Raw genomic sequence first — 20,792 nt, 5'->3', positions numbered from 1 at the left:
CCGTAGCCGCAACCGAGTTACGTGAAGGAGGTGACCGGCATGAGGAACGCCTACCTAGCCTACGCAACAAAACGCCTCTTCCAGGCCGCTGTCGTCATCCTGCTGGCCTATGTCTTCACTTTCGTGGTCGTCAGCATCCTGCCGGGCGACCCGGTCACCAACGTCCTGCGCAATCCCCAGAACGGGTTCTCGGAGGACGAAATCAGGGAGATCATCGCCGCCCAGGGGCTCGACAGGCCGGTTCTCATCCAGCTGTGGGAATCCCTGTCCAGCTTCCTGACCGGCGACCTGGGCCTGTCGATGCGGTCCAACCGGCCCGTGGTGACCCTGATCGCCGAGGTGCTCCCCTCGACGCTGGTCCTCGCGTTCACGGGCCTCGTCGTCGCGCTGCTGCTGGCGGTCGCGATCGCCTATGGCACCCAGTTCCTGCCAAGGCGGTTCGGCCAGGGCCTGCTGCGGGGCTTCCCGTCGTTGTTCCTGTCGGTGCCCAATTTCGTGATCGGCCTGGTGCTGATCCACGTCTTCGGCTTCCAGATCGGCCTCTTCCGCGTGATCGAGCCCGACAGTTTCTGGGCGACCCTTTTCGCGGCGATCGCGCTCGGCATCCCCGTCTCCGCACAGATCGCCGAGGTTCTCATCGCGAACCTCGACCACGAGTCCAGGCAGGAATATGCCGCCGTCGCGCGCGGCCGCGGCCTCGGCCAGATGCGCCTCTTCACCAGCCATCTGCTCAAGCCGTCCTCGCTCCCGGTGATCACCGTCATCGCACTCACCGTCGGCGAACTGCTCGGCGGCTCGCTGATCACCGAGACAGTCTTCGGACGCACCGGCGTCGGCAGCCTGGTACAGCGCTCGGTGAGCACCCAGGATCTGCCCGTCCTGCAGGCGGTCGTCTCGCTGGCGGCGGTGGTTTTCGTGCTCGTCAACCTGATCGCCGACCTCGTCTATCCGCTGCTCGACCCGCGCGTGAAGCTCCTCGGCGCTCCCAGGCAGCGTCCGACCAGCGCCGATGAAAGCTCTGCCGGGATTTCCCGGGCGGTGACCTCATGACGCTCGTCTCGACCTCCCCCGCCCGGCGCGGCGCGTCGGCCGGCCGGCTCTCAACCCTCCGGGTGCCGCCGACCGTGGCCCTCTCGTTCGCGGTGATCGCGCTCGTGATCGCCTGGTCGCTCGCGCCGGGTCTGTTCACCAGCCAGGACCCGGTCAACGGCGTTCCCGCCGACAAGCTGCTCGGCCCCGGCATCGGGCACTGGTTCGGCACCGACCATCTGGGCCGCGACCTCTATACCCGCGTCGTCTACGGCACGGCCTCCTCGGTGACGAGCGCGCTCATCGCGGTCGTCATCGGCGTCGCCGCCGGCGGTCTCATCGGCCTGCTGGCCGGCTTCCTCGGCGGCTGGGTCGATATCGTGTTCGCCCGCCTGGTCGACGTCCTGCTGGCGATCCCAAGCTTCCTGCTGGCCGTCATCGTTGTCACCGCGCTCGGCTTCGACACCACCAATGCCGCCATCGCGACCGGCGTCTCGGCGGTGGCCGTCTTCGCCCGGGTGATGCGCTCGGAGGTCATCAAGACACGGGCTGCGATCTTCGTCGAGGCGTCGTTCCTGCTGGGTGGCTCGCGCTGGCACATCCTGCTGCGCCACGTCCTGCCGAACGCATCGCGCTCGGTGCTCACGCTTGCGGTGCTGCAGTTTGGCCTGTCGATCCTGGTGATCGCCAGTCTTGCCTTCCTCGGGTACGGCGACCCGCCGCCGGCCTCCGACTGGGGCCTGCTGATCGCGATCGGCAAGGACTACCTCAAATGGCCTTGGCTGGTATACGCGCCCGCCTTCGTCACGATCGCGACCGTCCTCTCCGTGAACAGGATCAGCCGATGGCTCCGCAAGACAGACTGACCGCGCCCCTCCCCCGCGCCACGACCAGCGGGCCGATGCCATATCGGTCCGCCCCCCTGCTCCAGGTCGACCGCCTGTCGGTTTCCTACGGGCCGCATGAGGTCGTCAGAGATGTCCGGTTCGAGCTAGGCCGTGGCAGGAGCCTCGCCCTCATCGGGGAATCCGGCTCGGGCAAATCGACCATCGCCCGCGCGGTGCTGCGGCTGCTCCCCAATGAAGGACGCGCCACCGGCCACGTCGAATTCGATGGCCAGGAGGTGCTGGGGCTCTCCGAGCGCCGCTTCCGGCCGCTGCGGGGACGGGCCATCGGCTTCGTCCCGCAGGACCCGGGCAATGCGCTGAACCCGGTGCGGACGATCGGCGCCCAGGCGATGGAGGCGGCCGCTCTCCTGGACGAGCCCGACAAGGCGGCCCGCAAGGGGCTGATCCTGGAGACATTCGCCCAGGTTGGGCTCGACAATCCCCAGCGGGTCTATGACTCCTATCCGCACCAGCTCTCCGGCGGCATGCTGCAGCGCGTGCTGATCGGCCTTGCCGTCCTGCCGCGGCCAGCATTGCTGGTCGCGGACGAGCCGACATCGGCGCTCGACGTGACGATCCAGAAACGTATCCTGGACCTTCTCTCGCGGTTGCAGCAAGAGCTGGATATCGGCCTGCTGCTCATCACCCACGATCTCGCGATCGCCGCCGAACGGGCGGATTCGCTGGTGGTGCTGAAGGATGGCGTCGTCCAGGAAGCCGGCGGCACCGCGGCTGTCTTCTCCTCGCCGGCATCGGCATACGCGAAGAAGCTGCACGCCGACGTTCCGGCCCTCAACCCCGACCGCTATGCAAAGCTGCGCGACCCCGGCTTCCGCCGCATCGAGACTGGCGCCGGCGGGGCGCCGAAAATCAAGGTCGACGCCGTCACCAAGACCTTCACGGTCGATGGCAAGGCACTGACGGCGGTCGACGACGTGTCGTTCACCGTCCCGGCGGGCACCACGCATGCGCTGGTCGGCGAGTCGGGCTCGGGCAAGACGACGACGATCCGGCTGCTGCTCGGGCTCGATGAACCCGACGCCGGAAGCATCTCGGTCGCCGGCGAGCAGGTCACCGGGCGCTCGCACGGGTCGCTGCGCGCCGTGCGCCGCCACCTTCAGCTCGTCTACCAGAACCCGTTCACCTCGCTCGATCCGACCTGGAAGGTCGGGCAGCTGGTGCGCGAGCCGCTCGACCGGTTCGAGATCGGAACAGCCAGGGAGCGGACCGAGCGGGTCCGCGAGGCGATCGCCAATGTGGGGCTCGGCGAGCACCTGCTCTCCCGCAAGCCCGGAGCCCTGTCGGGCGGCCAGCGCCAGCGCGTGGCGATCGCCCGGTCGCTGGTTCTGAAGCCTGACGTGATCGTGCTCGACGAGCCAACCTCCGCGCTCGACGTGAGCGTCCAGGCCGACATCGTCGGGGTCCTGCTCTCGCTGCAGGCCAACCTTGGCCTGACCTATGTGTTCGTCTCCCACGACCTGGCCCTGGTGCGCCAGCTCGCCCACACGGTCTCGGTGATGCAGCGCGGGCGCATCGTCGAACATGGAACTGTCGCCGACATCTTCGACAACCCGCGGCAGCCCTATACCGCATCGCTGCTGGAGTCGATTCCGTCCGGCGTCGCCGGCATCACCCGCGCACCACGCCCGCAACTCCGGCGGGTCATCAACGAGGAAGAGATCGCATGACCATCGCCGCGCCCGCCAGCATCCTGCCGGCACCGTTCCGGCCCAAGCAACGCCTCGGCTTCAACACCCGGGTATCGTTCAACGACGACGCCGGACCGGCGCGGGGGCTGTTTGACGGGATCGAGCTGTTCAAGGCCGCCGAGCGGCTGGGCTACCAGTCCGGCTGGGCCTACCAGCGCCACTTCGATCATTATCTGTCCTCACCGATCCCGTTCTTCGCCGCGACCGGTCAGCATACGACGCGTATCACGCTCGGCTCGGCGGTCATCCCGATGCGCTATCAGGACCCCATTCTGCTCGCCGAGGCGGCCGGAACGACCGACCTGCTGATCGGCGGCCGGCTGGAACTGGCCATCTCGACCGGCGCCAACGCGGCGTTCGACGCTGTCTTCGGCGCGGTCGACACAGATGCCCGGACGGAAGCAAGGCGCCGCCAGGCACGTTTCCTCGCGGCGATCTCGGGCGAGGTCCTCCACACCGTCGACGGGCCGGGTCAAGGCGCCCCGGTAGGCACCGGGCTGCGCGTGACGCCGCACAGCCCGACCCTGCGCTCCCGGATTCGGCAGGGCTCGGCGAGCCTGGACTCCGCGGTGCAGGCCGCCGAACTCGGAATCGGGCTCATTTCCGGGACGGTGCAGCACGACCACGCCGAGGGCGAAAGCTTCGGCGAATACCAGGCCCGCAGCATCGAGGCTTTCCGCACCACATGGCGCCGAAAGTGGGGCAAGGAGCCGCCGCCGGTCACTGTCGCCGCCTCGATCCTGGTCGGCACCACGGCCGAACTCCGGGAAAAATACGCCACCTACGACCTCGAGCGCCGCACGCAGGGCATAGCTGCGTCCCGTCCCAAGGGCGCTCTCCAGCCAACCGCGCCGGCTAACCAGCCGCCAGGGGTACAGATTTCCCCGGTTTTCCAGGGCACGCCCGACCAGGTGACGGAGGCGGTTCTCAAAGATCCCGGCCTCGCCGCCGCGGACGAGATCGTGCTTTTCCTGCCGCCCGCCTTCGGTCTTGCCGAGAACGTCCGGCTGCTGGCCGACCTCGCGGAGACGGTGGCCCCGAATCTGGGCTGGTCGCCTGCTTCGTGACCACTCAGGAGTGAGCTTGCGGCAGAATAAGGAAGGACAGCCGTCCTCCCTTCAGAGAGAATTCGGCTCCTAGCGCGTCGGGTGCGCGGTATCCGAGGTCAATCGTGCCAGCAGCGATCGCCAGTCCCTGATGGCGTCGGAACGCCACCGGGCGGCTTCCTTTCGGGGTTCGAACACGCTCCGCTGCCCCTCCGAAACCGATGACGAACCTCCGAGGCCCTGCATCGCCATGGCGGCGACGCCGATTGCTCCGACCTCGGCCTCGCCGCTCCGCATGACCGGACGATCGAGGATATCTGCCTGCAATTGCATGAGGAAATCGTTCCCGGAAGCGCCGCCGTCCGCCAGCAGGCCATGCAACCGCGTATCGATGTCCTTTTCCATGGCGAGGAATACATCGCTCACCTGAAGGGCGATGGCGTCCAGCGTCGCGCGGGCCACATGGGCGCGCGTCGTCGCAAGCGTCATCCCCGAAATAGTTCCCGAGACATTGTCGTTCCAGTGCGGAGCGCCCAATCCGGCCAGTGCGGGCAGGAAGGTGACGCCAGCCGCATCCGGAACCGTCTGCGCAAGCGCCGAGAGAGCCTTCGCATCCGCAAGGCCCAGCATCTCCGCGGCAAAGGCCGCGGCCTGGCCCGATACCGTGATGTTGCCCTCCAGGGCGTATGCAATACCGCCGCGCTCGCTCCAGGCGATCGTGCTGGACAAGCCGTTCCGCGACAGGACGCGCTCCGGCGTCAGCGTCATCAGTGACGAACCCGTGCCGTAGGTGGCCTTGACCAGACCCGGTGCGTGCACGCCATGTCCGTAAAGCGCGGCATGGCTGTCACCCATCATGGCGAGGATGGGAACGCCACCTTCAAGCGCGGTCGCGCCTTCCGCCACCACGCCGAACCGGCTGTCGGACGGGCGGACCTCGGGCAGGACCGAAGACGGCACGCCGAACAGGTCGCACAGATCTTCGTCCCACCGCAGCCGGCCCGTATTGAACAGCTGCGTGCGGGATGCGTTCGAATGATCCGTCGCGAATTGCCGTCCGCCCGTCAGCTTGTAGAGCAGCCAACTATCCACGGTGCCGGCCTTCAGCCGGCCGGCCGCGACGAGTGTACGGGCCTCGGGCACGTTTTCCATGACCCATGCCAGTTTGGATGCGGGAAACAAGGCGTTTATGGAAAGGCCCGTCGCCTCGACCACTACGGGGTCAGCCCCTTCCGCGATCATGGCTTCGCAGGCTCGCGCCGTGCGCCGGCATTGCCAGAGGATCGCCGGCGCGATCGGGCTGCCCGTCTTCGCGTCCCAGACCACAAGCGTCTCGCGCTGGTTTGCGATGGCGAGCCCTGCGATATCGAAAGTACCGCTGCGGACGATATCGGCAATCGCATCCTGGACGCTGGACCAGATATCTTCCGCGGATTGTTCCGCCCAGCCCGGGCGGGGATAGCTCGTCCTCAGCGGGGCCGAGGCTTTGGCGACCACTTCACCGGCCGCGTTGACCAGAATGGCCTTGGTGTTGGTCGTCCCCTGGTCGACGGCGATGACATGCCCGCCGCTCATGCGCGTTTGCGCCCGACCGCCTTGCGGGCCACCCTGGCGATGCCGGGGGCGGTAAGACCGAAATGTTCAAAAAGCCACTCCACCGAACCTGTCGGCACGAAGCCCGGAAAGCCCATGCGCTCGACGGGCACCGGAAGGTTGGCAGCCGTATATTCCGCGACCGCGCCGCCGAGACCGCCGCGTATGTTGGCTTCCTCGATTGTCACGATCGCTCCCGTTTCACCCGCTGCGGCCGCCACCGCCGCGTCATCGAGCGGATTGATCGTGGCCATGTTCAATACGCGGGCGGCAATGCCCTCCGCCTCGAGCGAAAGAGCCGCTTTGGCCGCCAGATGCACCATCGTGCCGCAGGCGATCAAGGTGACATCGCGCCCCTGGCGGACCAGTTCCGCCTTGCCAGGCTGGAACTGGCGGTCCGGCACATCGAGGTTCGGCACGGGCATGCGGCTCAGCCGGATAAAGACCGGCCCCTCGTGACCGGCGGCCCATTTCACGGCTTCAGCCGTTTCCCAGGCGTCGGCGGGAACGACAACGGCAATGTTGTTCAACGGACGCAGCCAGGCGAAGTCCTCGATCGAGTGATGGGTCGGGCCAAGCTCTCCATAAGCCACGCCGGACGACTGGCCGACAAGCTTGACGTTGAAATTGGCATAGGCGATGTCCGCCTTCACCTGCTCCAGCGCGCGGCCCGTCAGGAAGCAGGACGCCGCCGACACGAAGGGGATGCGGCCGCCATTGGCAAGGCCGGCGCCCACGCCGACCATGTTCTGCTCGGCAATGCCGACATTGATGAGACGTTCGGGGAATTTCTTCTGAAAGCCGCCGAGCTTCGAGGAGCCGACGGAATCGTTGACGACGGCGACGATGCGCGGGTCCTGCTGCGCCAGGCTCTCCAGCGTCTGGGCCCAGGCATCGCGGCAGTCGAAATAGCCTTCCTGTTTCGCAGCGGGCGCAGCCATTACACCAGTTCCTTCATTGCAGTCTCGAATTGCTCGGCATTCGGCACGCCGTGGTGCCAGGAGGCCTTGTTTTCCATGAACGACACGCCCTTGCCCTTGACGGTGTTGGCGATGATACAGAGCGGCCTGGACCGTCCTCCGGGAGCCGCGGCCAGCACATCCAGCAATGCCTGGATATCGTGGCCGTCGACGATTTCCACGTCCCAGCCGAAAGCACGGAACTTTTCGTCCAATGGGTCGAGACCGTTGGTTTCTTCCGTTCCCATGCCCTGCTGCAGCCGGTTGCGGTCGACGATCAGGGTAAGATTGCCGAGCCTGCGGTGGCCGGCCGTCATGGCCGCTTCCCAGTTCGAACCCTCCTGCAGCTCACCGTCGCCCGTCAGGACGAAGGTGCGGTAGTCGCTGCTGGTGATCTGCCCGGCGATGGCGATGCCCAAGGCCACGGGCATGCCGTGACCGAGCGGCCCGGTATTGGTTTCGACACCCGGCAGGTAATTACGGTTCGGGTGTCCGTTCAGCCTGGAATTCGGCTGCATGTAGGTCGTCAGCCAGTCCTCCGGATAGTAGCCGGCGGCACAAAGCGCCGTGTAGAGCGCACCCGTCGCATGGCCTTTCGACATGATGAAACGGTCCCGCTCCGCCAGATCCGGCTTCGTGGGATCGTAGCGCATCACGCCGAAGTACAGCGTCGCGACGATGTCGATCGCCGAAAAGTCTCCACCCGGATGCCCGAGCTGGGCGTCGAAAACCATCGTGAAGGCCCGACGGCGCATCCACAATGCCTTTTCCCGGATCGTATCGGCGATGTTGTTCTTCAACATAAGCATAAGCCTTTCAGTACCGGTCCCGGCCCCTTCTTCAGCCGGCGCCTACATGGCGCCGAACAGAGCCTTCTGGGCGATCTTCAGCGCGCCGATCGCGTCATGGCGGGCCTGCGCTTCCTCAAGTGCGTCGACGTCGAGCGCATCCAGGCCCTTGGCAGCCGCCTTCAGGAAATCGATGGCGTGATTGGCCGTGGCGACGCTGTCCTCGCGGAACGGGAACTGGTCGAGCTGCCAGACGCCTTCCCACTTGTTCTTCCTGAGTACGTGGAAGAATTCGAAGAGTTCGATCGGATGCAGGCTGCCGGCGACGAGGTCGTCGTCCCAGGAACGGTAGTTGTCGTTGACGTCCATGCCGAACAGGCGGCCGTAATCGATGGCGAGCTGAGCGCTGTCGGCGGCAGATTCGCCGCCCATGATGGCATGGCCGAAATCGAGAAGTATCCCGACATTCGGCAGGCCGATCTTTTCGATGCCGAGAAGCGTGCGCGCGACCGAACCGAAAGCCATGCGCACGCGCGGTTCGCGCGGCTTGTATTCGATGACGAACTTGAGGTCCGGATTCTCGCTGGCAAGCTGCCCGACGCCATCGAGCGAATGCTTCCACAGCGTTCCGTAATCCACCTGGAAGGGATAATCCCAGCCATCCTGCCCGGGCCAGAGCTTGACGTAGTCGGCGCCGAAATACCGCACCTGCCCGCAGGCCTCCGTCACCAGATCATGGGTCCGCCGGCGAATGCCGGGATCGGGATTGGTGAACGAGCCCTTGACGAAATCGCGCGTGTAGATTTCCGGCGTTATGCCGATGACGCCGAGCCCGTTGCGATCCAGCGCTTCCTTGACCTGGACATTGGAAAAGTCACCGCCGAAAAAGGGATAGTTTATGTCCACCACCGAGAGGTCCTTGACCTGACCGGCCAGGTCGATGGCGTCGATAACGCTGCGGGGAACGCCGTAGCCATCGGTAGCATATCGGTCGAGATAGGTGGCGAAATGCCAGATACCGGCTCCAAATCGTGGTGCAGCCATGGGTTTCCTCCGTTTACTTGACTGTCTCCGCGCCCCGCCGGCGCGACGGCGCAGCATCGGCAGCCGGGCGGCAAGGCGGAAATGGTTCATGATCGATCGAGAACGCACCGCGCAAGCACATCGCGACGCACGCCCGACTTCCGATGCCGGAACCGAATGTGATTGCCTTTACGGCATCATCGATCCTCCCTGAGAGCGGGCCGCCAGCCTCAAGGCTCTCAGAATTTTTGATTGATTTCGATTTCTTTCATTTACCGTCATTATTTCGCACAATTCACAGAAGTGTTCAAGCGCATTTTCGATCGACGGGCGAAATCGCATCGCAAAATCATGCCGCACAGCAGCAGAGCGCCCAAAATAGCTGGTGCATTAATTGTGAATGCGGCGCCACCAAAAACATATTGACATAAAACGAAAGCAATCGATAGCTTATAGCAATAAACCACAGGAGGGTGGTTTTACGACAGGGAGGTTCCTATGAAATTCACCAAACGTCTACTGATGTCCGTAGTCGCGCTTGGCCTCGTCGGCGCCATGTCCGACGTAGCGCTTGCCGCAGGCACTATCGCAATCATCACGCCAAGCCACGACAATCCGTTCTTCAAGGCTGAAGCCGACGGCGCGGCCAAGAAGGCGAAGGAGCTGGGCTACGAAACGATGGTCCTGGTCCACAACGATGACGCGAACAAGCAGAACGAGCTATTCGATTCCGCCATCGCCGCCGGCGTGAAAGCCATCATCCTCGACAATGCAGGCGCCGACGCTTCCGTGGCTGCGGTCCGCAAGGCCAAGGACAAGGGCATTCCCTCGTTCCTGATCGACCGCGAGATCACCACGACCGGCGTCGCGGTGTCGCAGATCGTCTCGAACAACTACCAGGGCGCCCAACTCGGCGCGGAGGAATTCGTCAAGCTGATGGGCGAAAAAGGCAATTATGCAGAACTCGTCGGCAAAGAATCCGACACCAATGCGGGTATCCGGTCCCAAGGCTATCACGACGTCATCGACCAGTATTCGGACATGAAGCTGGTCGCAAAGCAGACGGCGAACTGGTCGCAGACCGAAGCCTATACGGTCATGGAATCCATCCTTCAGGCCCATCCCGACATCAAGGGAGTCATTTCGGGCAACGATACGATGGCGATGGGCGCATACGCGGCACTGGAGGCAGCCGGCCGCAAGGATGTCATCGTTGTCGGCTTCGACGGCTCGAACGATGTCCGCGACTCGATCAGGAAGGGCGGCATCAAGGCGACCGTGCTCCAGCCCGCCTACCAGCAGGCCCAGCTTGCGGTGGAGCAGGCCGACAAATTCATCAAGACAGGCTCGACCGGACTGGAAGAGAAGCAATTGATGGATTGCATTCTCGTCAACGCGGAAAATGCGTCCAAGCTCGAAACCTTCGCGCTCGCAAAGTAATTCCGCCGTTTGCCGCCCGGGCTATACCGATATTCCGGGCGGCTTCCTGCCGCAGAGATAGTGTGGTCACCCATGACGATGAAAATCCTGCTCGCCACTTGCCTGCTTGCCGCCGGCCTTTCGGGCTGCAAGCTGGTGAAGACCACGGACGGCAACGCCGATGGCGCCGCTTCAGATCCCATCGCCGAACTCGTGGAAACGACCTTCGACGCGAAACTCGTACCGGCGCTGAATGCCAGGGCGGTCGATCTCGCGACCTTGCGGGACACCATCAGGGGCGGCCTCGACAAGGCCGGCGAAAGCCATGGGGTGCGCGTTGGCGGCGCCGGCGGCGGCTGGAATTTTCCCGTCAAGGGAACGGCGACGGTGATCGAGGAAAACCGCGCGTCGAAGGCCGGCGTGGCCGAGATCGACCTTGACGGCGATGGACGCGGCGACGCGACGCTGCAGTTCGGGCCGGTGGTGAAGGGCACCGCGCTGCGCGACACCACCGACCTTTACGACTTCTCCACGTTCCGCGACCAGATCGAATACGCAAAGCTCGGACGGGCGCTGAACGACAAAGCCATGTCCAGGCTGCCGGCGGAGACCATCGGCCTGAAAGGGAAACGGATCACCTTTGTCGGCGCGACCGTGATCCGCTCATCCGGTGAGAAACCTCTGGTCACGCCGGTGTCGATCGAGGTCTCGCCATGAGCGAACCTCATCCCATCGGCCTGTCCATCCGCAACGGATCGAAGATATATCCCGGCACGCAGGCCCTGAAGAACGTCGATTTCGACCTGAGAATGGGCGCCGTGAATGTTCTCGTCGGCGAGAACGGCGCCGGCAAATCGACCCTGATGAAGATCATAGCCGGCGTCGAGCAGTTGAATGGCGGCACCATGGAGCTGGACGGGAAGGCCGTGGTCTTTGCCGACAAGACCGACGGCGCCAGGCACGGTGTCGGCATCGTGTTCCAGGAGCTCAACCTGTTTCCGAACCTGACGGTGGCGGAGAACATATTCGTCGGCCACGAGAAGACCCTCGGCGGTGTCCATATCGACCGAAAGGCGCAGAACGCGGCGGCGCGGGCGCTGATGAAGCGGCTTGAACAGAATATCGATCCGGATGCTCCGTTGGGCAACCTGCGTATCGGCCAGCAGCAGATCGTCGAGATCGCCAAGGCGCTGGCGGAGAACGCCCGCATCCTGATCCTGGACGAGCCGACATCCGCGCTTTCGGCCGCCGAAGTCGAGGTGCTGTTCCGGGTGATCGACGACCTCAAGCTGCAGGGTGTCGGCATCGTCTATATCTCCCACCGGCTGGAGGAGCTGATCCGCATCGGCGACTACATCACCGTACTGCGCGACGGCGTCATCACCGGATCGCGCTCGATGCAAGGCGTCGACATTCCCTGGATCGTCGCCAACATGATCGGCAGCGCCTCGAAGGAATTTCCGAAGACCGTGGAACACGAGCTTGGCGGGGAAGTCTTCCGGGTGGAGAACATCTGCCTTCCGGGCCCGGCCGGCGGATATGCCGTCGACCACATGTCGCTCTCCGTACGCGAAGGCGAGATCGTCGGGCTCTACGGCCTGATGGGCGCCGGACGGTCGGAACTGCTGGAATGCATCATGGCCCAGCATCCCAATTCCTCAGGCCGGCTTTTCATCGCCGGCAGGCAGGTGCGGGAAAGGAGCGTTTCCGGCCGGATTCGCCGGGGCCTCGCCCTGATCCCGGAGGACCGCAAACGCGACGGCCTCGTCCAGATCATGACGATCCGTGAGAACCTGACGATGTCGTCGCTCCGCGATTTCACGCGCGTCTTCCATCTGAGCCTGAAGGCGGAGGCGGCCAAGGCGACCGAATTCGTGAAACGGATGGCCATAAAGATCGCCAGCCTCGAACACCCCGTCTCCAGCCTTTCGGGCGGCAACCAGCAAAAGGTGGTCATCGGCAAGGCCTTGATGACAAGGCCGCGTATCCTGCTGATGGACGAGCCCTCGCGCGGTATCGACATCGGAGCCAAGGCGGAAATCTTCCGAACGATGCGACGGCTGGCGGCGGACGGCCTCGGCATCCTCTTCGTCACATCCGATCTGGAGGAGGTCCTTGCCCTGTCCGATCGCATTCTCGTCATGGCGAACGGCAGGCTGACGGGGCAATTCCCGGCCGGAGCCAGCGCTTCAGACGTCGTCTCGGCGGCCACGCCCAATCTCAACAGGGTTGAAACACCATGAGCAGCATCGACGCCGCAGGCAACATCAAGACGGTCGCCGGAGGCCGCAAGACATCGGCATTGCTTCTGCTTCTGCACATGCGAACGTTCGTTGCGCTGATCCTGGTCTTCGCCTTCTTCGCGATCGCCGCCCCGAATTTCCTGACGGCGGCCAACATGCTGATCATCTCGAAGCATGTCGCGCTGAATGCGCTGCTGGCCATCGGCATGACCTTCGTCATCATCGCCGGCGGCATTGATCTGTCGGTCGGCTCCATCGTCGGCCTTTGCGCCATGGTGGCCGGCTATCTTGTGCTCTACGGAATCGACCTCGGCTTCCTGGGCATCGGATACAGCATCCAGTTCGACACCATCGAGATCTGCCTCATCGTGCTGGTGGCCGGCGTCCTCATCGGCTGGATCAACGGGCTGTTGATCACGAAGCTCAACGTGGCGCCCTTCATAGCGACGCTCGGCACGCTCTACGTGGCGCGCGGCGCCGCCCTTCTGTTCTCCGACGGCAGGACATTCCCGAACCTTGCGGGCAATCCCGAATACGGATCGGACACGTTCCGCGTGATCGGGTCCGGTACGTTCTTCAACCTGCCGGTTTCCGTCTGGATCATGGTGTTCGTCGCTCTTGCCGCGGCCTACCTGGCGAGCCGGACACCTCTTGGCCGTCATATCTATGCCGTTGGCGGCAATGAACGAGGAGCGGCGCTTTCCGGGGTGAACGTCGACCGCATCAAGCTGTTCGTCTACATGTTCTCCGGCCTTTGCGCAGCGCTCGTCGGCCTGATCATCTCCTCCCAGCTCCAGGCCAGCCATCCTGCGACGGGCGAGACCTTCGAACTCAACGCGATCGCCGCGGCCGTGCTGGGCGGAACGTCCATGTCAGGCGGACGCGGACGCATCGGAGGTACCATCGTCGGCGCGTTCGTCATCGGCATCCTCGCAGACGGCTTGATCATGATGGGCGTCTCGTCATTCTGGCAGACGGTGATCAAGGGACTGGTCATCATCGCCGCCGTGGTCGTGGACCAGATCCAGCAGAAACTTCAGGCGCGGGTCGTCCTGCAGCAAAACCTCAATTGAGGATTTGAAGCTTCAAGCCGTTGCTGTAAGGATTCCGGGAAAGAGAGTCGAATATTTTCGATCGGTCGCGGTTTCATGAATAGGCAGAGCCAAATGGAAGCAAAAGACGAGCATGATGCCTCGGACTCGATGATCGGCCTGTTATCGGAGCCCAGACGCCGGCGCATCCTCGAATGGCTTCAGGAAGAAGGTTCGGCGCGCGTCAGAGAACTGGCAGGCGCCTTCCATGTATCGGAAGCCACCATTCGCCAGGATCTCGAAAGGCTTGAGAACGACGGTTTCATCACGCGCGAGCACGGTGGCGCCTACCTGAACACGGCGCCGCCGCAGACCGGAACCATGACACTCCATCACCAGGAGAACATGGATAAGAAGCGCCGCATCGGCGCTCTCGCGGCAAGCCTTGTGAAGGACGGCGAGACGCTGATACTCGACGCCGGCACGACCACGACCGAGATCGCCATGCGGCTCACCAATCGTCGCGACCTCACGCTGATCACCAATGCCCTGAATATCGCGATCATCCTGGGAGCCGTCCCGACGATGGCAGTCCACATGCCGGGCGGCCAGTTCAAGTCGCCGACGCTTTCCCTTTCCGGCGACAAGTCGGTCGAGTATTTCCGGAATATCTTTGCCGGCAAGCTGTTCCTGGCAACCGCCGGCGTGGCGCTCGACGCGGGGCTGACCTATCCAAGCTTCGCGGACCTCCAGCTCAAGGAGGCCATGATCAAGGCTGCCGCGCATGTCTACCTCGTCGCCGACTCCACGAAGATCAACCGATCGTCGTTCACGCGCCTCGGCTCGCTCGACGTGATCAATTCGTTCATAACCGACGACGGCATCTCCGACCGCGACGCGAAAGAATTCGAAAAACGCGGCATCGAGGTCCTGATAGCAAAATAAGGCTCCACGGGTCTTCAAGCCGCAATATTTTCCTTCGTTTCCGTTTCCGCAGGGCATGCCGGAGGGTTGCAATCCGTGCATTTGTTGAAATACATTTCTGTTGTTCTCAGGGCGGGGTGAAATTCCCCACCGGCGGTATCGGGATTTTCCCGAAGCCCGCGAGCGCTTCCGTCAATGGAAGGTCAGCAGATCCGGTGAGATGCCGGAGCCGACGGTATAGTCCGGATGGAAGAGACCAACGCGCGGCGGCCTTTAAACGGGCCGCTCGTGTCGCTTGTTCGCCCAAGGGAAGTTTTGTCGGCGCAAGCCGATGCAACAACAGCCTCAACCGGCTTAACCCTTGAAAGACTTGTACATGCCGATTTCCAGAATAGAAAATGCCATCGCCGCCATCGCCAGAGGCGAAATGGTGGTCGTGGTGGATGACGAGAATCGCGAAAACGAAGGCGATCTCATCTTCGCTTCCGAATACGCGACGGAAGAAAAAATAGCGTTCATGATGAACAAGGCCCGTGGCCTCATCTGCGTTGCGATGGACCACAACCGCCTGGACGAACTCGATATCCCGCTGATGGTTCCGAAAAACACGGAGTCGATGAAGACGGCCTTTACCGTATCCGTCGACTATATCCCCGGGACGAGCACCGGCATATCGGCCGCCGATCGCGCCGCCACGGTCAAGGCCCTTGTCGATCCGCATGCCCGTCCCGCCGATTTCGCACGACCCGGCCATATCTTCCCGTTGAGGGCAAATCCGAACGGCGTTCTCGGGCGTCCCGGCCACACCGAAGCGGCAATCGATCTTTGCCGCCTTGCAGGCAGGTTTCCGTCGGGTGTCATCTGTGAAATATCCAATGACGACGGCACCATGGCACGCTTGCCGGAACTCGAGGCTTTTGCGGAAAAGCACGGATTGCTGGTGATCACGATCGAGGATCTCATCCGCCATTTGCAGGCGCGGAGTGATGTCTTGAGAGACGCGGCACTGACTGCGGCCTGATCCGAACTTCCACGGACAGTCAGTTCACCCGATTATCGCCGTCCAAGCATCACTACGGCGCCTGGACGGCATCGGTGCCCTGCCCGGAAACCCCGTCACACGAATGATCGTCGTCGCAGAGCGTAGCGACGGCGATCATGCGATGATCCGTGATCGACCCTGAATTGCAGCACCGCGCCTCGATGGCAGCGACACAAGGGCCTGCCTTGCCTTTGCGATCCTGGGCCTGCGCGCTCCGCGTGCCGGCATCGATGGTTTTCCTTTCGGCCACCCAAAGACTCCACCTGCATCCAATCGAAAAGCGGTCGCCCGCGAAGCGCCCCTATTTGCGCGCAAAAGACAGGCATCCCGCTACTTTGCACCGACAAAACAAAGCCAAACGAAAAGATTTGACATAAATCGAAAATGATTGTTAGTGTGCTTTGAAGGGCTCAATGATCTAAAGGGAGGAGATCACGTGAACGCTTTCAAAGTTCTATTGGCCAGCACGACATTGGCAATCGCTGCAGCAGGCACCGCGAAGGCCGAGGACCTGACGGTCTGGACGATCAGTTATTCCGCGGATTCGCAGGTCAAGGCACTCCGCAGCGCCGCAGACAAATTCGAAAAATCGCACCCGGGCGTGAAGGTCGAGATCGTCATGCGCGGCGTGGACGAGCACAAGACCGCGCTCCGCGTGGCGGCCGGATCGGACAAGGGGCCGGACGTCTACATGAGCTGGGCCGGCCTCGGCCTTGGCGGCGAATATGTGAAAGCCGGCCTCAGCAAGGACGCGACTTCGTATTACACGAAGTATGGCTGGAACGACCGGCTGACGGCGCCGTCGCTCGCATTCTCCAAGAGCTATGGATCGGGCCAGCACGGCGTGCCCTTCCGCTTCTCCGGCGAAGGGGTCTATTACAACAAGGCGATGTTCAAGCAGGCCGGCATCACCGAAGAGCCCAAGACCTACGACGATCTCGTCGCGGCGGCGAAAAAACTGAAGGCAGCAGGCATCCCGGCATTCACCTTCGGCGGTTCGGTCAACTGGCACCTGATGCGCCTGATGGACGAGATTCTTGAGACAACATGCGGCGCGCAGCTGCACGACCAGCTGAAGTCGATGCAGGTCGACTGGAGCAAGACCGAGTGCGCCACCAAGGCATTCACCGAAATGCAGATGTGGGGCCAGAACTATATCCTGTCGCCCTTCATGGGCGTCAATCAGCAGCAATCGTTCTCCCTGTTCCTGGCGAAGCGCGCGGCCATGATGCTCGAGGGCGACTGGCTGGTCTCGCAGATCAGGGAGGGCGGCAATGTCGACGACTACGATGTCTTCCCGTTCCCGAACGGCACAGGCCGCCTCTACGGTTTTGCCGAGTATTTCTACGTCTCGTCGAAGACCAGCAAGCCCGACCTTGCAGCGGAATTCATCAACTTGTTCACGTCCACCGAGTTCCAGACCGAGATCGCCGGCGTGTTCGGCGCGCTCTCGGTCAACAAGGAAGTCAAGCTGAAGGCCGATGCGCCCGCCACGCACAAGGAATGGACGACCATCTTCGCCGATGCGAAGGGCACGTTCGTGAACGGCGACCAGGCGTTTCCGCTGGATGTCACGACGGAATATTTCCGCGTCATCAACGATGTCGCGACCGGCAAGCTCCAGCCCCAGGCGGCCTCGGACGCGATGCAGACATTCATCGGTAACCGCAAGAAGTAAATCGGCCACGATCTGATGTCTCCGCGGCCGGTTGCAGCCGCTGCGGAGACCGTGACCCGCACTGCCGGGTCAGGTTTCGGACAAGCGGGTATCCAATGTTGAATTCCAAAGTCATGCAATCCTCACGGGCCCAGGCCCTCATGCTGATCGGACCGGCATTCGCGGTCTATGCGACGTTTGCGATCTGGCCGATGATCGAGGTCGTCATCCTGAGCTTCCAACACTGGAATGGCCTCGATCCCCAGCGGGAATGGGTGGGGATCGAAAACTACCGGTACATCCTCACGAGCGACACCGTGTTCTGGGTCGCGCTTCGCAATACCATCACCTGGACCTTCCTGGCGGTCATCTTCCCGCCCACGATCGGCCTTCTGCTGGCGCTCGGCCTCAACGAGAAGCTTTTCGGCCGGGTGCCGATGCGGGCAATCTATTATCTGCCGGTCATCATCGCCCCGATCGCCGTCGCGACCATGTGGCGGTGGATGTACGATCCGTTCTTCGGCCTGTTCAATCAGGTGCTGACCAATTTCGGCCTGCAGGCCTGGATCAAGGACTGGCTAGGCGACCGCGAGATCGCGCTCTATTCCATGTTTATTGCCTACACTTGGCAATATGTCGGCTTCTCGATGGTGCTCTTCCTCGCCGGCCTGCAGAGCGTCGACCGCTCGCTGGTCGAGGCGGCGCGCATCGACGGCGCGAACCGCTGGCAGGTTTTCAAGCATGTGACCCTGCCGGCGCTTCGCGTCACGCTCGCCATCGTGCTTGTGCTTTCCACGATCTCCTCGCTCAAGGCCTTCGACATCGTCTACGGCATGACCGGCGGCGGACCGGCGCAATCGACGCAGATGCTGGCGCTCTGGGCCTTCATGCAGTCCATGCAGATCTTCGATTTCGGCCGGGGATCGGCAATCTCGGTCATTCTGCTGCTGGTGACGCTGACCATCGTCGTCCCCTACCTGCGCTGGTCGCAACGTGATGAAGGAGCGGCGGAATGACGGCTATCGCAACACGGCTCGGGGACGATACCGTTCCGGTCAAACGCCGGAGAGACCCGTTCCTCGTCATCCTCTGGATCGTTCTCGTCACCTTCGCATTGCTGTGGGTCGCGCCGGTCGTGCTGATCGCGTTCACTGCGCTCAAGTCGAACGCCGAAGTCATGACGAGCAATGCGTTCACGCCGCCGAATGCCATCGCATGGGAGAATTTCTCCGGCGCCTGGGAACGCGGCAACTTCGCGACGACGTTCAAGAACAGCGTCATCATCACGGTGATCAAGGTGCCGCTCGGTCTGGTCATCTCGGCCATGGCCGCCTATACGCTGGCGAGGATCAGGCTGCGTTTCGGCAAGCTCCTGCTGCTCTTCTTCCTGTTCGGCGCGATGATCCCGTTCCAGGTCATGCTGGCGCCGATCTTCACCCTGGTAAACGGCTTCGGCCTGATCGACACCTATCCCGGCGTCATCCTGCCCTATCTGGCCTTCGGCGTGCCTTACCAGGTGTTCATCCTGCACGGGTTCTTCAAGGCGGTTCCCAAGGAACTGTCGGAAGCGGCCCTTATCGACGGCGCATCCCACGTAACCGTGTTCCGCCGGATCTTCCTGCCGATTTCGCTGCCGGTTCTCGCGGCCCTGCTCATTCTCGACTTCGTGTCCACCTGGAACGAGTTCGCGATGGCGCTGGTGCTGCTCCAGAACCGTCATATGTGGACGCTGCCGCTCGGCCTGATGTCCTTCCAGGGGCAATTCTCGACCGATTACGGCCAGTTGAACGCGGCGATCGCCATGACCGTCTTCCCGGCCATCCTGGTCTACATGATCTTCCAGAGATATTTCGTCAGCGGGCTGACATCGGGCGCCGTAAAAGGCTGAACAACAAGTTACATCAAGGAGTTAACTATGGCTGACCAATTGGGCCGCTGGGACGTTTTCGAATTCTCCGCCAAAGGCCCCTCCGATGGCAACCCCTATCTCGACGTATCGTTCGGAGCGACGTTCTCGCTTGGCAATCGCGACGTCACGATTCCCGGCTTCTACGACGGCGACGGCGTCTACAGGGTGCGTTTCTGCCCGGACACGGAGGGCGAATGGCGGTTCTCGACGACATCCAGCGCAAGGGAACTCGCCGGCCTCGACGGGAAGCTGACGGTGGGCCCTGCCCGCCCAGGCGTGCACGGCCCCGTCCGGGTCCGCAACCAGTTCCATTTCGCCCATGCCGACGGCAAGCCCTATCTGCCCTTCGGCACCACCTGCTACGCCTGGACCCACCAGACCATCGAACTGCAGGAACAAACCTTCAGGACGCTTGGCGGTGCCCCGTTCAACAAGATCCGCATGGGCGTTTTCCCGAAGGATTACATCTACAACACCAACGAACCGCTCCACGACGTCTATGAAAAGCGCACGGACGGCACGCATGACATGGACCGCCCGAACTTCGAATGCTTCCGGCATTTCGAAACCCAGATCGGGCGTCTCATGGAGATGGGCATAGAAGCGGACATCATCCTCTTCCACCCCTACGACCGCTGGGGCTATTGCACGATGACGGAGGAGCAGGATTTCCGTTACCTCCGCTACATCGTCGCGCGCATTGCCGCCTATAGGAATGTCTGGTGGTCGCTCGCCAACGAATACGACTTCCTTCTCGACACGAAGCCGATGGAGCGCTGGGACCGGTTCTTCCAGATCATCGAGGAGGGCGATCCCCTTCGCCATCCGAAATCGATCCACAACGGCGATGTCGACAAGAACTATGACCATCGCAAGCCGTGGGTGGATCACGTCTGCATCCAGAACTGGGACGTCAAGAAGACGATCGCCTGGCGCGAAGCCTATGGCAAGCCGGTCATCAACGACGAGCCGGAATACGAAGGCGATATCCCGAAGGAATGGGGCAATATCCACGGGCATGAACTCGTCAACCGCTACTGGCTGACCGTGTGCCGCGGCGGCTATATCGGGCACGGCGAGACCTTCATGGAGGAGAATGACGAACTCTGGTGGGCCAAGGGCGGCGTCCTGCGCGGCGAGGCCCCACCCCGCATCGCCTTCCTGCGCAAGCTCCTGGAAGAGGACGCGGTCAACGGCCTGACCCCCTTGCTGGAACGCGGCCAGACCTACAAGCGCGTGTCCGCGGTCCATGATGGCGAAGTCCGTTACATCTATTTCTCGGAACACCAGCCGGTGGAATGGGCCCTCGGGCTGCCGGAAAAGGATGGCGACTGGGAAATCGACCTGATCGACGTCTGGAACATGACGATCACGCCTTTGGAAAAAGGGCCCCTGCCGAAGGTCCATCCGCAGCGCATCACCGGCGGCTCTCACATCACGAATGCGTTTACAGCGGCGTTCGGGCTGAAACTTCCGGGCAAACCCTATCTCGCGGTGCGCATCCGCCCGCGCAAGAAGCACTAAGGAGCATCT

Annotated in this window: 19 protein-coding genes and 1 riboswitch; of the genes, 14 read left to right on the top strand and 5 right to left on the bottom strand. The window is 62.9% G+C overall.

What is annotated here, in order from left to right; genetic code table 11:
* Window positions 1–39: 39 nt before the first annotated feature.
* From ACFFP0_RS05085 to ACFFP0_RS05070, 4 genes are read left to right on the top strand one after another with little or no spacing between them, the layout of a single operon-like run.
* Complete coding sequence (locus ACFFP0_RS05085) at window positions 40–1,050, top strand: ABC transporter permease (protein ID WP_377257224.1); 1,011 nt, start codon at window positions 40–42, stop codon at window positions 1,048–1,050.
* Window positions 1,047–1,895 carry an ABC transporter permease gene (locus ACFFP0_RS05080; RefSeq protein WP_377257221.1) on the top strand — a complete coding sequence of 283 codons (849 nt, stop codon included), beginning with the start codon at window positions 1,047–1,049 and terminating at the stop codon, window positions 1,893–1,895. The genes ACFFP0_RS05085 and ACFFP0_RS05080 overlap by 4 nt, the downstream gene beginning before the upstream one ends.
* Window positions 1,874–3,604 carry a dipeptide ABC transporter ATP-binding protein gene (locus ACFFP0_RS05075; RefSeq protein ID WP_377257218.1) on the top strand — a complete coding sequence of 577 codons (1,731 nt, stop codon included), beginning with the start codon at window positions 1,874–1,876 and terminating at the stop codon, window positions 3,602–3,604. Before ACFFP0_RS05080 ends, ACFFP0_RS05075 begins: the two co-directional genes overlap by 22 nt.
* Entirely contained in the window at window positions 3,601–4,692 is a 1,092-nt protein-coding gene (locus ACFFP0_RS05070) for an LLM class flavin-dependent oxidoreductase (RefSeq protein ID WP_377257215.1), read from the top strand. The genes ACFFP0_RS05075 and ACFFP0_RS05070 overlap by 4 nt, the downstream gene beginning before the upstream one ends.
* Window positions 4,693–4,761: 69 nt before the next feature.
* Here the strand turns inward: ACFFP0_RS05070 and ACFFP0_RS05065 are convergent, their stop codons facing one another.
* The 4 genes from ACFFP0_RS05065 to ACFFP0_RS05050 are packed head-to-tail and all read right to left on the bottom strand — an operon-like array spanning window position 4,762 to window position 9,055.
* Entirely contained in the window at window positions 4,762–6,246 is a 1,485-nt protein-coding gene (locus tag ACFFP0_RS05065; RefSeq protein ID WP_377257212.1) for an FGGY-family carbohydrate kinase, read from the bottom strand.
* Complete coding sequence (locus tag ACFFP0_RS05060; protein ID WP_377257209.1) at window positions 6,243–7,205, bottom strand: transketolase family protein; 963 nt, start codon at window positions 7,203–7,205, stop codon at window positions 6,243–6,245. Before ACFFP0_RS05060 ends, ACFFP0_RS05065 begins: the two co-directional genes overlap by 4 nt.
* On the bottom strand, window positions 7,205–8,026 hold the full coding sequence (locus ACFFP0_RS05055; protein WP_377257206.1) for a transketolase: 822 nt from the start codon (window positions 8,024–8,026) through the stop codon (window positions 7,205–7,207). Before ACFFP0_RS05055 ends, ACFFP0_RS05060 begins: the two co-directional genes overlap by 1 nt.
* Window positions 8,027–8,074: 48 nt before the next feature.
* Window positions 8,075–9,055, bottom strand: a complete 981-nt coding sequence (locus ACFFP0_RS05050) for a sugar phosphate isomerase/epimerase family protein (protein WP_377257204.1) — start codon at window positions 9,053–9,055, stop codon at window positions 8,075–8,077.
* A gap of 477 nt (window positions 9,056–9,532) precedes the next feature.
* Here ACFFP0_RS05050 and ACFFP0_RS05045 point away from each other — a divergent pair, with 477 nt between their 5' ends.
* From ACFFP0_RS05045 to ribB, 6 genes are all read left to right on the top strand, one after another.
* On the top strand, window positions 9,533–10,474 hold the full coding sequence (locus ACFFP0_RS05045) for a D-ribose ABC transporter substrate-binding protein (protein ID WP_377257201.1): 942 nt from the start codon (window positions 9,533–9,535) through the stop codon (window positions 10,472–10,474).
* A gap of 72 nt (window positions 10,475–10,546) precedes the next feature.
* A complete protein-coding gene (locus ACFFP0_RS05040) occupies window positions 10,547–11,170 on the top strand; it encodes a DUF2291 family protein (RefSeq protein WP_377257198.1) in 624 nt (207 codons plus the stop codon).
* Window positions 11,167–12,696 (top strand): sugar ABC transporter ATP-binding protein, encoded by a 1,530-nt coding sequence (locus tag ACFFP0_RS05035; RefSeq protein ID WP_377257195.1) that lies wholly within the window; start codon window positions 11,167–11,169, stop codon window positions 12,694–12,696. Before ACFFP0_RS05040 ends, ACFFP0_RS05035 begins: the two co-directional genes overlap by 4 nt.
* Window positions 12,693–13,769, top strand: coding sequence for an ABC transporter permease (locus ACFFP0_RS05030; protein WP_377257192.1), 1,077 nt, complete (start codon window positions 12,693–12,695; stop codon window positions 13,767–13,769). Before ACFFP0_RS05035 ends, ACFFP0_RS05030 begins: the two co-directional genes overlap by 4 nt.
* Before the next feature lie 93 nt (window positions 13,770–13,862).
* Window positions 13,863–14,672, top strand: a complete 810-nt coding sequence (locus ACFFP0_RS05025; protein ID WP_377257189.1) for a DeoR/GlpR family DNA-binding transcription regulator — start codon at window positions 13,863–13,865, stop codon at window positions 14,670–14,672.
* A 98-nt stretch (window positions 14,673–14,770) separates the two neighbouring features.
* A riboswitch (FMN riboswitch) is annotated at window positions 14,771–14,913 on the top strand.
* Window positions 14,914–15,027: 114 nt separating this feature from the next.
* The gene (gene ribB, locus ACFFP0_RS05020; RefSeq protein WP_377257186.1) at window positions 15,028–15,672 is read left to right on the top strand and encodes a 3,4-dihydroxy-2-butanone-4-phosphate synthase; all 645 of its coding nucleotides are present in this window, start codon (window positions 15,028–15,030) and stop codon (window positions 15,670–15,672) included.
* A 52-nt stretch (window positions 15,673–15,724) separates the two neighbouring features.
* On the opposite strand, the gene ACFFP0_RS05015 is transcribed toward ribB, so the two are convergent.
* Complete coding sequence (locus tag ACFFP0_RS05015) at window positions 15,725–15,943, bottom strand: hypothetical protein (protein WP_377257183.1); 219 nt, start codon at window positions 15,941–15,943, stop codon at window positions 15,725–15,727.
* A 186-nt stretch (window positions 15,944–16,129) separates the two neighbouring features.
* On the opposite strand from ACFFP0_RS05015, the gene ACFFP0_RS05010 reads away from it, so the two are divergent.
* The 4 genes from ACFFP0_RS05010 to ACFFP0_RS04995 all read left to right on the top strand — a co-directional run bounded on the left by ACFFP0_RS05010 (window position 16,130) and on the right by ACFFP0_RS04995 (window position 20,783).
* Window positions 16,130–17,371, top strand: a complete 1,242-nt coding sequence (locus ACFFP0_RS05010) for an ABC transporter substrate-binding protein (protein WP_377257180.1) — start codon at window positions 16,130–16,132, stop codon at window positions 17,369–17,371.
* Between the two features lie 113 nt (window positions 17,372–17,484).
* Window positions 17,485–18,366, top strand: a complete 882-nt coding sequence (locus tag ACFFP0_RS05005; protein ID WP_377257177.1) for a carbohydrate ABC transporter permease — start codon at window positions 17,485–17,487, stop codon at window positions 18,364–18,366.
* Window positions 18,363–19,238 carry a carbohydrate ABC transporter permease gene (locus ACFFP0_RS05000; protein ID WP_377257175.1) on the top strand — a complete coding sequence of 292 codons (876 nt, stop codon included), beginning with the start codon at window positions 18,363–18,365 and terminating at the stop codon, window positions 19,236–19,238. The genes ACFFP0_RS05005 and ACFFP0_RS05000 overlap by 4 nt, the downstream gene beginning before the upstream one ends.
* Window positions 19,239–19,265: 27 nt before the next feature.
* Window positions 19,266–20,783: a DUF5060 domain-containing protein gene (locus tag ACFFP0_RS04995; protein ID WP_377257172.1), complete on the top strand. Its 1,518-nt coding sequence runs from the start codon at window positions 19,266–19,268 to the stop codon at window positions 20,781–20,783.
* Window positions 20,784–20,792 lie beyond the last annotated feature (9 nt).

Source organism: Neorhizobium puerariae (genome assembly GCF_042429745.1).
Lineage (GTDB): Bacteria > Pseudomonadota > Alphaproteobacteria > Rhizobiales > Rhizobiaceae > Neorhizobium > Neorhizobium puerariae.
Note: the sequence above shows the minus strand (reverse complement) of the source record. Positions and strands in the feature narration are given on the sequence as shown.

What these genes read in the sequence shown, in the direction of transcription:
- ACFFP0_RS05005 (WP_377257177.1), top strand. Translation starts at nt 17,485, where the DNA reads ATGCAATCCTCACGGGCCCAGGCCCTCATGCTGATCGGACCGGCATTC.
- ACFFP0_RS05080 (WP_377257221.1), top strand. Translation starts at nt 1,047, where the DNA reads ATGACGCTCGTCTCGACCTCCCCCGCCCGGCGCGGCGCGTCGGCCGGC.
- ribB (WP_377257186.1), top strand. Translation starts at nt 15,028, where the DNA reads ATGCCGATTTCCAGAATAGAAAATGCCATCGCCGCCATCGCCAGAGGC.
- ACFFP0_RS05025 (WP_377257189.1), top strand. Translation starts at nt 13,863, where the DNA reads ATGGAAGCAAAAGACGAGCATGATGCCTCGGACTCGATGATCGGCCTG.
- ACFFP0_RS05065 (WP_377257212.1), bottom strand. Translation starts at nt 6,246, where the DNA reads ATGAGCGGCGGGCATGTCATCGCCGTCGACCAGGGGACGACCAACACC.
- ACFFP0_RS05045 (WP_377257201.1), top strand. Translation starts at nt 9,533, where the DNA reads ATGAAATTCACCAAACGTCTACTGATGTCCGTAGTCGCGCTTGGCCTC.
- ACFFP0_RS05030 (WP_377257192.1), top strand. Translation starts at nt 12,693, where the DNA reads ATGAGCAGCATCGACGCCGCAGGCAACATCAAGACGGTCGCCGGAGGC.
- ACFFP0_RS05075 (WP_377257218.1), top strand. Translation starts at nt 1,874, where the DNA reads ATGGCTCCGCAAGACAGACTGACCGCGCCCCTCCCCCGCGCCACGACC.
- ACFFP0_RS05070 (WP_377257215.1), top strand. Translation starts at nt 3,601, where the DNA reads ATGACCATCGCCGCGCCCGCCAGCATCCTGCCGGCACCGTTCCGGCCC.
- ACFFP0_RS05035 (WP_377257195.1), top strand. Translation starts at nt 11,167, where the DNA reads ATGAGCGAACCTCATCCCATCGGCCTGTCCATCCGCAACGGATCGAAG.
- ACFFP0_RS05060 (WP_377257209.1), bottom strand. Translation starts at nt 7,205, where the DNA reads ATGGCTGCGCCCGCTGCGAAACAGGAAGGCTATTTCGACTGCCGCGAT.
- ACFFP0_RS05040 (WP_377257198.1), top strand. Translation starts at nt 10,547, where the DNA reads ATGACGATGAAAATCCTGCTCGCCACTTGCCTGCTTGCCGCCGGCCTT.
- ACFFP0_RS05085 (WP_377257224.1), top strand. Translation starts at nt 40, where the DNA reads ATGAGGAACGCCTACCTAGCCTACGCAACAAAACGCCTCTTCCAGGCC.
- ACFFP0_RS05055 (WP_377257206.1), bottom strand. Translation starts at nt 8,026, where the DNA reads ATGTTGAAGAACAACATCGCCGATACGATCCGGGAAAAGGCATTGTGG.
- ACFFP0_RS04995 (WP_377257172.1), top strand. Translation starts at nt 19,266, where the DNA reads ATGGCTGACCAATTGGGCCGCTGGGACGTTTTCGAATTCTCCGCCAAA.
- ACFFP0_RS05000 (WP_377257175.1), top strand. Translation starts at nt 18,363, where the DNA reads ATGACGGCTATCGCAACACGGCTCGGGGACGATACCGTTCCGGTCAAA.
- ACFFP0_RS05050 (WP_377257204.1), bottom strand. Translation starts at nt 9,055, where the DNA reads ATGGCTGCACCACGATTTGGAGCCGGTATCTGGCATTTCGCCACCTAT.